This window comes from Streptomyces sp. Ru72 (genome assembly GCF_002920635.1).
In the GTDB taxonomy this organism is placed as follows: domain Bacteria; phylum Actinomycetota; class Actinomycetes; order Streptomycetales; family Streptomycetaceae; genus Streptomyces.
In genome coordinates, this window is record NZ_PQSR01000164.1 from 1 (window position 1) to 10,894 (window position 10,894).

Genomic DNA, 10,894 nt, shown 5'->3' on the forward strand with positions numbered 1-10,894 from the left:
CCAGGATCCGTGCGCCGTTCTTGACCGCGATCGCCGACTGCGGGTTCCAGATCGACCAGGCGTCCACCTTGCCGGTGTTGAACGCGGTCGCGCCGGCCGCCGGGTCGAGGAAGACCAGCTTGGCGTCCTTGGGGGTGAGGCCGACGCTCTTCAGGGCGTTCAGGGCCAGACCGTGGGCCGAACTGCCCTGCGGGACAGCGATCTTCTTGCCCTTGAGGTCGGCGGCCGTCTTCAGCTTCGAGCCCTTCGGCACGATGATGTTCTCCACCGCCTGGTCGGGCGTGAGCGAGCGGTTGACGGCGACGACCTTGAAGCCGTACTCCTTCGCGGCACCGGTGATCGGCGGTACGTCGCCGACGCTGCCGAGGTCGATGTCGCCCGAGGCGGCGGCCTGCACGAGCGGCGGGCCGTAGGTGAAGCGGGCGAACTTCACCTTGTAGGGTGCGTTGTCGAACACGCCGGTGATCTTCGCCAGCTCCTGGCTGCCGTCACCGCCGTTGTCGCCGACGGTGAAGGTGTACTTGCTCCACTCGGGGTGCTTGACGTCGCTCGTGTCGGCGGCGTTGCTCAGCGGCGCGTCGGTGTCCGACGACGACGATCCGCAGGCGACGAGCGTGCCCGCCAGGGCAAGCGAGCCGACGGCACCGATGATTCTGGTGGTTCTCTTTCGCATGGGTTGTCGTGCTTTCCGTGCTGGGTGAGGGTGTTCGGGGAAGTCAGTGCTGGCCGGCGAGGCCGAGGTCCTCCAAGAGCCGGGCGCGGAGTTCCTCACGTGCGACGCTCGCCTCACGCTCCGCGGCGGAGAGGTGCACCTCGTGCGAGGTGCCGATGCGGCCGTTGCTCATGACGACGATGCGGTCCGCCAGGGCGATCGCCTCGTCGACGTCGTGGGTGACGAGCAGCATGGCGGCGTGGTGCTTGGTCCGCAGCGCTCGCACGAGGTCGTGCATGCGCAGCCGGGTGATGGCGTCGAGGGCCGCGAACGGCTCGTCGAGCAGCACGAGTTCGGGCTCCGAGACCAGTGCTCGCGCGAGCGACACCCGCTGGGCCTCGCCGCCGGAGAGCTCCTTGGGCCACGCCTTCTCACGGCCCGATAGCCCGACCTCGGCGAGCACGTCGCGGGCCCGCTGTTCCGCGTCGGGCCCGCGCAGGCCGAGCGTGACGTTGCGCAGGACCCGCTGCCACGGCAGCAGCCGGTCGGCCTGGAAGACGATCGCACGCCGTGCCGGAACCTCCACGCGCCCTGAGTCGGGGTGGTCGAGTCCGGCGAGCAGACGCAGCAGGGTGCTTTTGCCGCAGCCCGACGGGCCGAGCAGGATCACCAGTTCCTCGTCGGCGATGGTGAGGTCGAGGTGGTCGAGCACCACCCGGTCACCGAACTGACGGACCACCTGCTCGACGGCGACCCCGGTATGCCGACGGGGCTCGGTCGCGATTGCGCTGCTCATGACGCCTCATAACCGGGTCGCCACCGCAGCAGCACCCGCTCGAGAGCCCGGACGAACTGGTCGGCGAGCAGACCGAGGAGCGAGTAGATCACCAGCCCCACGAAGACCTGGTTGGTCTGGAGATAGGTCTGCCCCTGAGTGATGAGGAAGCCGAGTCCCTTGTCGGCGTTGACCGTTTCGGCGGCGACGAGTCCCAGGACGCTGTACGCGAGGGAGAACCGGAGGCCGACCAGGAACCCCGGCAGGGCTCCGGGTACCAGCACGCGCGTCACCAGGCGCCAGGTGCCGGCGCCCGCCGTGCGTGCCATCTCGATCAGCCGCTGGTCGACGCCCCGGATCGCGGAGAAGAGATTGAGATACATCGGGAGACCGGCTCCGAAGGAGATCAGCAGGACCTTGGTGAGTTCGTCGATGCCGAACCACACGATCATCAGCGGCAGCACCGCGAGGAGGGGGATCGTGTTGAGCACCTGCACCAGGCCGTTGAACAGGTACTCCCCGCTGCGCAGCAGCCCGCCGAGCACCCCGGTGACGATGCCCCCCGTCAGACCGATGGCGAGACCGATGCCGGCCCGCTGCAGCGAGATGGCCAGGTCCGGCCCGAGGACGCCCTGCTGCCACAAATCGGCGGCGGACTTCACGATCGAGGTCGGTGCCGGAGCGTAGGTCTTCGACACCGCTCCGGCCCGGGCGAGTACCTCCCAGGCGACGAGGATCACGACGGGAGTCGTGTAGATGCCCAGCGGCCAGCGCAGGCGCTCGCGAAGTGTGCTGAGCGGCGTACGGCGGCGGGCGTGGCGCGGTACGAACACCTCGCGTTCCCACGCGCCCGTCGGCTCGGCGTCGGGGCTTTTGGTGACGGCCGACGCCTTGAGGCTGAGCTCGGTCATGCCGCCACCTCCAGCACGCTGCTGTAGTGCGAGGCGTCGCCGACGAGTTGCTCGCTGCGGCGGCCGTCGACGCCGACCGGAACGTCTCCGGCGATCGTCACCCGGTTGAGGCGGCGCGGGTGGTCGTCGTAGTTGTCCACCCCGTAGTGCTGGGTGATCCGGTTGTCGAAGATCAGCAGCTGGTTCGGGGACCAGGTCCAGCGCAGGATGTTCTCCGGACGCGTCACGTACGACTGGAAGATGCGCAGCAGATCCGCCGAGTCACTGCTCGACAGACCGACGATCCGCTTGGCGAACCCACCGATGAACAGCCCGCGTTCACCCGTCAGCGGGTGCACCCGCACGACCGGGTGCTCGGCCTCGTACGGCTTCGAGACGAAGACGCGGTCGTACTCCTGCCGCTGCGCCGTCGTGGCCGAAGGGCGGGCGTAGTCGTACTGGTTGGTGTGCACGACGCGCAGCGAGTCCGCGAGGGCGCGCAGCGGTTCGGGCAGGTCGCGGTACGCCGCGGCGGCGTTGGCGATGAGCGTCTCGCCGCCGTACGGCGTGGTCACGACCGACCGCAGCGTGGTGGCCTGCGGCGGGTTGACCACGAAGGAGACGTCCGTGTGCCACTCGTTGGCCTTGGACGTCTCGCTGTCGACGGCGAGCACGTTCGTCGTACCGTCGGCGGCCGGCACGTTCGGGTGAGCGGTGGTGAGGTCGCCGAACCACCCGGCCACACGCTCCTGACCGGCATTGTCGAGGTTCACGTCGTCGAACACGATCGCCTTGTGCTCGTTGAGGGCGTCACGCAGCGCCGTGACCGTCAACGGGCCGGGCGGCGCGGTGAGGTCGACGCCCTCGACGACCGCGCCGATGCGGCCAGTGAGTTTGCGGATGGACGGAGGCATGAGGGGGTCCCTCCCGGACAGATGAGGCACGCCAAAGGAGTGCTGGAAATCGGGGTGTTGGGTAAATGGGCCGGTACTGCGCAGGACTGATCGACCGCACGCGGAACGCCGGCCTGGGCGGACCGGAGAGAAGAACACGTGGCCGCAGGACCGCTGAAGCCGCGTTCTCAGTGGCTGCGTCGGCGTGCGCGGACGGGCTCCTGGCTCACACGAGAAGGGGACGAGACGGGGAGCCCTCAGGAGGTGGAGACGACGATCCCGCGGGGAGGCATCGCAGTGTCGGCGGCTTTACACCGCCGCTGCCAGTCACGCGCCATGGGCGCACACCGGCCGCCGCCGGGGGAGCACTTCCCGGATCAGCGACAACAAAACGCGCTGGAGACGTGCGCCAGATCGATGTGGCGCCGCCGGGTCAGGTCCACGCGCGGGTTCATGGAACGGGAGTCCAGCAGACGTCCGCCAGGTTGGTCAAGGACTTCCCGGACAGGTCTTGCATTGCGGACACGCAGACGGGCCGATTCCGACTGGATTCGCCCCGGCACGACCTTGCAACAGCACTTGAGCTGTGGATCCACCCATCGGCGTCACTCCGCAGCCCCTTCCAGCGCTGAGAAAGACGCACGACAAGGCCCTGACCAGCTCCTTCACAGAGACGCTTCCGCCTGACAGAAGCCGCCTTGCGCGGCAACCACACCCGTCAGGACTCTGAGTCCAACCACGGCACGCGGGGCGAAGACGCCCCGCCGACAGGGACGGGAACCCCATGCCTCACATGACCGCCTTCGCCAGGAACCAGTGGTACGTCGCCGCCTACAGCCACGAGGTCGGGCGCGACCTGCTCGGCCGTACGATCCTCGGTGAGCCGCTCGTCCTCTACCGCACCGAGGAGGACGGCAAGCCCGTCGTCCTCCACGACCGTTGTGTGCACCGCCGTTACCCGCTGTCGGAGAAGCCGACACGCCTCGACGGCGACCGGATCGTGTGCGGCTACCACGGCTTCACCTACGACACCACCGGCGCCTGTGTGTACGTGCCGGGCCAGAAGCGCGTCCCGCGCACGGCGCGCGTCGCCTCCTACCCGGTGGTCGAGCAGGACTCCCTGGTGTGGGTGTGGATCGGCGACCCGGCGCTCGCCGACCCGCTGGCCATCCCACGCGCCAAGCACCTGGACTCCCCCGGCTGGGTCACCGTCCGCGGCATGGAACCGATCGACTGCGACTACGGCCTGCTGGTCGACAACCTCCTCGACCTGTCCCACGAGACGTACCTGCACGGCGGTTACATCGGCACCCCGGAAGTCGCCGAGACACCGATCACCACCGAGGTCGACGAGGGCGCCGGCATCGTGCGGGTCAGCCGGCACATGGACGACGCCGAGTGCCCGCCCTTCTACGCCCGCTCCACCGGTATCGAGGGCCGCATCACCCGCTGGCAGGACATCGAGTACCACGCCCCCTGCCTCTACCTGCTGCACAGCCGGATCGCACCGGTCGGCGTCCTGCCCGAGCCGGACGGCGGCGACCCGAACGGCTTCCACACCGAGATCACGTACGCGATCACTCCGTCCGCCGACGGCAAGGTGTACGACTTCTGGGCGGTCTCACGCGACTGGGCGACGGACGACGACGAGGTCACCGAGTTCCTGCGCGGGAACAACCACACGGTCGTCATGCAGGACGTCACCGCGCTCAACCTGCTGCAGAAGACCCTCGGCACCGAGCGTCAGGGCTACCAGGAGCTGAGCATCAACATCGACACCGGCGGTCTCGCCGCCCGCCGCATCCTGGCCCGGCTCGTCGAGGAGGGCGAGAAGCCCGTGGAGAAGGTCCAGTGAGCACCCCTTTCACGACCGGCGAGATCTACCGCATCGACTGGGTGCCGGGCACGGACATCCTGCACGGCACCTGCCACTGCGGCGCCGAGCACACCGCCCAGGACCCGGTGGAGATGTGGGAGTGGATGCTCGCGCACCCCGAAGGACACGAGCCGCAAGGAACCACCACATGACCGCGTACGAAGCCGAACTCGTCGTCGACCGCCGCGAGTCGGCGGCCGAGGGCGTGCTCGCCCTCACCCTGCGCCACCCGCTCGGCGAGGAGCTTCCGGCATGGGAGCCGGGCGCCCACATCGATGTCGTCCTCGGGCCCGGCCTGGAGCGGCAGTACTCGCTGTGCGGTGATCCCGCGGACCGGCACGCGTGGCGGATCGCCGTGCTCCGGGAACTGGACGGACGGGGCGGGTCGGCGCACGTCCACGAGCAGGTGCGCGAGGGGGACAAGGTCCGGGTACGGGGACCGCGCAACCACTTCCCGCTGCGCCCCTCCGCCCGCTACCGGTTCGTCGCGGGCGGTATCGGCATCACCCCCCTTCTGCCGATGCTCGCCGCGGCGGACGCGGCCGGCGCCGAGTGGACGCTGCTGTACGGGGGCCGCACCCGCGGGTCCATGGCGTTCACCGAGGAGCTGTCGCGCTACGGGGACCGGGTCACCGTAGCCCCGCAGGACGAGACCGGACTGCCGGACCTCGCCTCGGTGCTCGACGACCTCCCCGACGGCACGCTCGTCTACTGCTGCGGCCCCGGCCCGCTGCTGGACGCGGTGGAGGAGCGCTGCCCGTCCGGGGCGCTGCACGTCGAGCGCTTCCAGCCCAAGGTGCAACAGACCGATGGCGACAGCGAGTTCGAGGTCGTGCTCTCCCGCTCGGGCCGCACGCTGACGGTCCCCGCGAACGTGTCCGTGCTGGACACCGTGCGCGCCGCCGGCGTCGAGGTGCTCTACTCCTGCACCGAGGGCACCTGCGGCACATGTGAGACCGACGTCCTGGAGGGCACTCCGGACCACCGGGACTCGGTGCTGACGGACGAGGAACGGGACTCCGGCGAGACGATGATGATCTGCGTCTCCCGGTGCCGGGGCGCCCGGCTGGTGCTCGATCTCTGACCGCGCGAACCCCTTGGCCGGGGCCCGCGGTGGCCCCGGTCCTAGATCCGGCTCTCCGTCGCCGTGTCCGCCGACAGCCGCTGGGCGACATAGATCGGGATCACCGACAGCAGGACGAGCACCGCGGCGACCACGTTCACCACCGGGGCCTGCTGAGGGCGTGTCATGTTGTTGAAGATCCAGATCGGCAGGGTCTCGATGCCGGGGCCCGCGGTGAACGTCGTCACCACGATCTCGTCGAAGGACAGCGCGAACGCGAGCAGCCCACCCGCGAACAGCGCCGAGCGCACCAGGGGGAACGTCACGTCGACGAAGGCGCGGAACGTGTCGGCCCCCAGGTCCATCGCCGCCTCCTCGTAGGAGCCCGAGGTGCGGCGCAGCCGTGCGACCACGTTGTTGAAGACGACGACGATGCAGAAGGTGGCGTGCCCGACGATCACGGTGAACAGACCGAGACCGACGCCGAGCGGCTGAAGGACCGTGCTGAACGCCGAGTTGAGGGCGATGCCGGTGACGATGCCGGGCAGCGCGATCGGCAGGACGACCACGAACGAGATGGTGCCGCGGCCGAAGAAGCGGTGCCGGGCCACCGCGAACGCGATGAGCGTACCCAGCACCAGGGCGATGGCCGTGGCGCCGAGGCCCGCCTTCACCGAGACCCACAGCGCGCCGCGGGCGCCCGCGTTCTCCCAGGCCACCGACCACCAGTGGAACGTCCACCCGGGCGGGGGCCAGCTCGCGCTGCGGTCCGGGTTGAAGGAGTTGACCAGGACGAGTGCGAGCGGGACGTAGACGACCGCGAAGCCGAGCCCGGCGGCGATGCGCAGCGCGATGCGCGCGGAACGGGACAGTTGCATGACAGCGGACCTGTTCTAGAGGCTGCTGAGCGCGCCGGTGCGGCGCATCGCCAGCAGGTACAGCACGATGACCACCACCGGCACCGTGCCCAGCGCGGCGGCCATGGGCAGGTTGAGCTCGATGTTGGAGTAGACGAGGTTGCCGATCAGCTGGGTCTTGCCGCCGACGATCTGCACGGTGATGTAGTCGCCGAGGCTGAGCGAGAAGGTGAAGACCGAGCCGGCGGCGACGGACGGCAGCACCATCGGCAGGACGACCGAACGGAAGGTGCGGCCGGGTCGCGCCCCCAGGTCGGCGGAGGCGTCCAGCAGGTTGGCGGGCAGCTGCGCCAGTGCCGTGTGGATGGGCAGGATCATGTACGGCAGCCACAGGTACGTCAGCGTGACGATCGCAGCCGGGAGACCGAACCCGGGTCCGCTCAGCCCGAACGGCTTCAGCATCCAGTCGGCGAGCCCGCCCTCGGACAGGATCAGCCGCCACGCGTACACCTTGACCAGGTAACTCGCCCACAGCGGGGTGAGGATGGCGACGACCAGCAGCGGTCGCCACCTGGGCCCCGCGACGCGCGCCGTGTAGAAGGCGAGCGGGAAGGCGATCACCGCGCACAGGGCGGTGACCGACAGGGCCACGACGATGCTGCGCCAGATGACCTGGCGGAAGACGGGGGTCGTCAGCAGAGCGTGGAAGTTGTCGGCCGACCAGACCTTCACCACCTCGGAGGTGAAGGAGTTCGTCGTCCAGAACGCCGAGACGAACAGCGCGGCCAGCGAGCCGAGGTAGAGCACGGCCAGCCACAGCAGGGGGGCGGTGAGCAGCAGGGACAGCCGCAGCCGCGGTCGGCGGTGCAGCATCCCGGCGAGCCGCCGGACGGGGGCCCGTCCGGCGGCCTGCGCGGTCGCGGTCATCGTCGGATCCTCAGCCCTTGATCTCGGTCCAGGCCTGGACCCACTTGGCGTACGGCACGCACTTCACGTCCGTGCGGCCGTCGAGGCACTGCTCGATGGGCGTGTTCCAGAAGGCGATGTTCTTCCAGTACGCCGTGTCGGCGGCGTGGAAAGTGGTGCAGAAGTTCTTGTCGCTGGTCTGCTCGCACGCCTTCGCGTTGGCCGGGGCCTCACCGAAGTACTCGGCGACCTGAGCGTTGACCTTCGGGGAGATGATCCAGTTCATCCACTGGTAGGCGCAGTTGGGGTGCTTGGCCTTGGAGTAGAGCATCCAGGTGTCGGACCAGCCGGTCGAACCCTCCTTGGGCACGACGGCGCCGACCTTGGCGCCCTCGCTCTTCGCCAGGTTGGCGATGACCTGCCAGGTGGTGCCGACCACGGAGTCGCCGCTCTTGAAGGCGGAGATCTCCTTGAGGTAGTCGCTCCAGTACTCGCCGATGTTCGCGTTCTGCTTCTTCAGCAGGTCGACCGCCGCGTCGAACTGCTTCTGGTCGAGCGCGTACGGGTCCTTGATCTTCAGCTCGGGCTTGGTGGCCTTTAGGTACAGCGCCGCGTCGGCGATGTAGATCGGGGAGTCGTACGCCGTCACATGGCCCTTGTACTTGGCGGCGTCGTCGAAGACGGCGGACCAGGAGGTCGGCGCGGGCTTGACCTTCTCCGTGTTGTACATGAGCAGATTGGCGCCGCGGCCGTGCGGGATGCCGTACGCCTTGCCCTTGACGGAGTTCCAGGCCTGCAGCTTCAGGTCGCTGAAGACGTCCTTGTAGTTCGGCACGAGGTCGGTGTTGACCGGGGCGGCGTCACCGGAGGCGATCAGGCGCAGGGAGGCGTCGCCGGAGGCGGAGACGGCGTCGTACTCACCGGTCTTCATCAGCTTGACCATCTCGTCCGAGCTGGCCGCCACCTTGGAGTGGACCTGACAGCCCGTCTGCTTCTCGAAGTCGCCGACCCAGTTCACCTTGGGGTCGTTGGAGCCGTCCTCGACATAGCCGGCCCAGGCGATCAGGTTGACCTGTCCCTCGTTCTTGCCCAGCTTCGACTGCGCTTTGAGGTCGGGCGGGTTGAGGCCGGTGGACGAGGAGGAGCCGCCCGAGCCGGAGCCGGACGAGCCGCAGGCGGTGGCCGCGAGCAGCACCGCGGCGGCGGCGGTGGCTTTCAAGGTACGGGTGAGAAGCACGACGTTCTCCATACGTGACGGTGACCTGGTGTGGGGGATGGTCAGCGGGCGGCGGGGACCTGGACGGCGTGGCGGCGGTGCCACGTCAGGCGCACCCGGGTGCCCCGGTAGGCGGCGACGTCCTCCGAGGAGGTCTCCAGGTTCTGCTGGAGCGCGGTGAGACGGCCGCCCGCGTCGAGGTCGACGAGGAAGCGGGTGGCGTCGCCGAGGTAGACCACTTCGGCGACGGTGCCGGTTGCGCTGGAGTGCTCGGGCTCGTCGGCGAGCGAGAACTCCTTCAGCACCCGGATCTTCTCGGGGCGGATGCTGTATGTGCCCGGGGCTCCGGTGACCCGCTCGGCGGCCTCGCCCTGCAAGAGGTTCGAGGTGCCGACGAAGGAGGCGACGAAGGCGGTCGCGGGGCGCTCGTAGATCTCGGCGGGGGTGCCGACCTGTTCGACGCGGCCCTGGTTGAAGACGGCGATGCGGTCGCTCATCGTTAGGGCCTCCTCCTGGTCGTGGGTGACGAACACGAAGGTGATCCCGACCTCGCGCTGGAGAGCCTTGAGCTCGACCTGCATCTGCTCGCGCAGCTTGAGGTCGAGGGCGCCGAGCGGCTCGTCGAGCAGCAGGAGGCGGGGGCGTCCGACGAGGGCGCGGGCGAGTGCGACCCGCTGCCGCTGGCCGCCGGAGAGCTGGCTCGGCCGCCGCTTGCCGAAGCCTTCGAGGCGTACGTCGGCGAGCGCCTCGCGGGCCCGCTGGAGTCGTTCGGCCTTGGGCACCTTGCGGACCTTGAGGCCGTAGGCGACGTTCTGCTCGACGGTCATGTGCGGGAAGAGCGCGTAGTCCTGGAAGACGGTGTGGACGTCCCGCTCGAAGGGGGCGAGGCCGGTGACGTCCTGACCGGCCAGCTCCACGGTGCCGGAGGTGGGGCTCTCGAAGCCCGCGATCATGCGCAGGACGGTCGTCTTGCCGGAGCCGGACGGGCCCAGCATCGAGAAGAACTCCCCGTCGGATATCTCCAGGTCGACCCCGGCCACGGCGGTGCTGCCGCCGAACTCCTTCCGCAGGCCCTGCAGCCGGATCGCGCTGCCCTCCATGGACGGGAACCTTTCTGGAGCAGTCTTCCGTTCTTACCCTGGGCCGTAAAGATATGAAGTCATAGTTCAAATCTCAAGACCCTCTTAAGGTAAAGGTTGAGTCAACGCACAAGGTGGTGGCCGTGAAGCAGAACAGGGACGGCGCCGCCCGGAGAGCCGTGTTCGCTCCGGTGGACACCCGGGCGCGCGTCGAGACGGTCGTCCGCCGGCTCGGAGACGCCATCGAGCTGGGGCTGCTCGCCGACGGGGAGCAGCTGCCCGGGGAGGCGGAGCTGGCCGGGCAGCTCGGCGTGTCCACCGTGACCCTGCGGGAGGCGCTGATGGCGCTACGGCAGCAGGGGCTGGTCACCACCCGGCGGGGGCGCGGCGGCGGCAGCTTCGTCTCGCTGCCCGCGGACCCGGCCGAGGAGCGGATCCGGCAGCGGCTGGCCGGCTGGAGCACCGAGGAGCTGCGCGACCTCGGCGACCACTGGGCGGCCGTCTCCGGTGCCTCCGCCCGGCTCGCGGCCGAGCGCACCGAACCGGACGACCTTCAGCACCTGCGGCGCACCCTGGAGGAGTTCGCGGCGGCCGGGGACGCGGCGGCGCGCAGTCGCCTCTACGGCCGGTTCCACGTGGAGCTGGCCGCCGCCGCACAGTCGGCACGGCTCACCCGGGAGCAGATCG

Annotated in this window: 12 protein-coding genes; 4 read left to right on the plus strand and 8 right to left on the minus strand. The window is 69.4% G+C overall.

Going from position 1 to position 10,894, the window contains the following annotated elements; all coding sequences use genetic code 11:
• The 4 genes from C3488_RS37655 to C3488_RS37670 all read right to left on the minus strand — a co-directional run.
• On the minus strand, positions 1-673 hold a 673-nt coding region (locus tag C3488_RS37655; protein WP_146068012.1), incomplete at its 3' end, for an ABC transporter substrate-binding protein.
• Positions 674-716: 43 nt separating this feature from the next.
• Positions 717-1,448: an ABC transporter ATP-binding protein gene (locus C3488_RS37660; RefSeq protein WP_103845352.1), complete on the minus strand. Its 732-nt coding sequence runs from the start codon at positions 1,446-1,448 to the stop codon at positions 717-719.
• The gene (locus C3488_RS37665) at positions 1,445-2,338 is read right to left on the minus strand and encodes an ABC transporter permease (RefSeq protein ID WP_103845353.1); all 894 of its coding nucleotides are present in this window, start codon (positions 2,336-2,338) and stop codon (positions 1,445-1,447) included. The genes C3488_RS37660 and C3488_RS37665 overlap by 4 nt, the downstream gene beginning before the upstream one ends.
• Positions 2,335-3,231, minus strand: a complete 897-nt coding sequence (locus C3488_RS37670; protein ID WP_103845354.1) for a TauD/TfdA family dioxygenase — start codon at positions 3,229-3,231, stop codon at positions 2,335-2,337. Before C3488_RS37670 ends, C3488_RS37665 begins: the two co-directional genes overlap by 4 nt.
• A 763-nt stretch (positions 3,232-3,994) precedes the next feature.
• Between C3488_RS37670 and C3488_RS37675 the strand changes: the two genes are divergently transcribed.
• Genes C3488_RS37675 through C3488_RS37680 form a run of 3 tightly spaced genes read left to right on the plus strand, consistent with a single transcriptional unit; the run spans position 3,995 to position 6,170 of the window.
• A complete protein-coding gene (locus C3488_RS37675) occupies positions 3,995-5,065 on the plus strand; it encodes an aromatic ring-hydroxylating dioxygenase subunit alpha (RefSeq protein ID WP_181139356.1) in 1,071 nt (356 codons plus the stop codon).
• A complete protein-coding gene (locus tag C3488_RS40975; RefSeq protein WP_181139357.1) occupies positions 5,062-5,238 on the plus strand; it encodes a hypothetical protein in 177 nt (58 codons plus the stop codon). Before C3488_RS37675 ends, C3488_RS40975 begins: the two co-directional genes overlap by 4 nt.
• Positions 5,235-6,170: a PDR/VanB family oxidoreductase gene (locus C3488_RS37680; RefSeq protein ID WP_103845356.1), complete on the plus strand. Its 936-nt coding sequence runs from the start codon at positions 5,235-5,237 to the stop codon at positions 6,168-6,170. Before C3488_RS40975 ends, C3488_RS37680 begins: the two co-directional genes overlap by 4 nt.
• A gap of 41 nt (positions 6,171-6,211) precedes the next feature.
• Here C3488_RS37680 and C3488_RS37685 read toward each other — a convergent pair whose 3' ends face one another.
• From C3488_RS37685 to C3488_RS37700, 4 genes are read right to left on the minus strand one after another with little or no spacing between them, the layout of a single operon-like run.
• The gene (locus C3488_RS37685; RefSeq protein ID WP_103845357.1) at positions 6,212-7,027 is read right to left on the minus strand and encodes an ABC transporter permease; all 816 of its coding nucleotides are present in this window, start codon (positions 7,025-7,027) and stop codon (positions 6,212-6,214) included.
• 15 nt (positions 7,028-7,042) lie between these two features.
• A complete protein-coding gene (locus C3488_RS37690; RefSeq protein ID WP_103845358.1) occupies positions 7,043-7,933 on the minus strand; it encodes an ABC transporter permease in 891 nt (296 codons plus the stop codon).
• Between the two features lie 10 nt (positions 7,934-7,943).
• The gene (locus C3488_RS37695) at positions 7,944-9,161 is read right to left on the minus strand and encodes an ABC transporter substrate-binding protein (protein ID WP_181139358.1); all 1,218 of its coding nucleotides are present in this window, start codon (positions 9,159-9,161) and stop codon (positions 7,944-7,946) included.
• A 29-nt stretch (positions 9,162-9,190) separates the two neighbouring features.
• Entirely contained in the window at positions 9,191-10,228 is a 1,038-nt protein-coding gene (locus C3488_RS37700; RefSeq protein ID WP_103845359.1) for an ABC transporter ATP-binding protein, read from the minus strand.
• A 122-nt stretch (positions 10,229-10,350) separates the two neighbouring features.
• Here C3488_RS37700 and C3488_RS37705 point away from each other — a divergent pair.
• A partial coding sequence (locus tag C3488_RS37705) for a FadR/GntR family transcriptional regulator (protein WP_103845361.1) occupies positions 10,351-10,894 on the plus strand: 544 nt, incomplete at its 3' end.

What these genes read in the sequence shown, in the direction of transcription:
- C3488_RS37680 (WP_103845356.1), top strand. Translation starts at nt 5,235, where the DNA reads ATGACCGCGTACGAAGCCGAACTCGTCGTCGACCGCCGCGAGTCGGCG.
- C3488_RS37660 (WP_103845352.1), bottom strand. Translation starts at nt 1,448, where the DNA reads ATGAGCAGCGCAATCGCGACCGAGCCCCGTCGGCATACCGGGGTCGCC.
- C3488_RS37685 (WP_103845357.1), bottom strand. Translation starts at nt 7,027, where the DNA reads ATGCAACTGTCCCGTTCCGCGCGCATCGCGCTGCGCATCGCCGCCGGG.
- C3488_RS37665 (WP_103845353.1), bottom strand. Translation starts at nt 2,338, where the DNA reads ATGACCGAGCTCAGCCTCAAGGCGTCGGCCGTCACCAAAAGCCCCGAC.
- C3488_RS37690 (WP_103845358.1), bottom strand. Translation starts at nt 7,933, where the DNA reads ATGACCGCGACCGCGCAGGCCGCCGGACGGGCCCCCGTCCGGCGGCTC.
- C3488_RS37675 (WP_181139356.1), top strand. Translation starts at nt 3,995, where the DNA reads ATGCCTCACATGACCGCCTTCGCCAGGAACCAGTGGTACGTCGCCGCC.
- C3488_RS37670 (WP_103845354.1), bottom strand. Translation starts at nt 3,231, where the DNA reads ATGCCTCCGTCCATCCGCAAACTCACTGGCCGCATCGGCGCGGTCGTC.
- C3488_RS37700 (WP_103845359.1), bottom strand. Translation starts at nt 10,228, where the DNA reads ATGGAGGGCAGCGCGATCCGGCTGCAGGGCCTGCGGAAGGAGTTCGGC.
- C3488_RS37695 (WP_181139358.1), bottom strand. Translation starts at nt 9,161, where the DNA reads ATGGAGAACGTCGTGCTTCTCACCCGTACCTTGAAAGCCACCGCCGCC.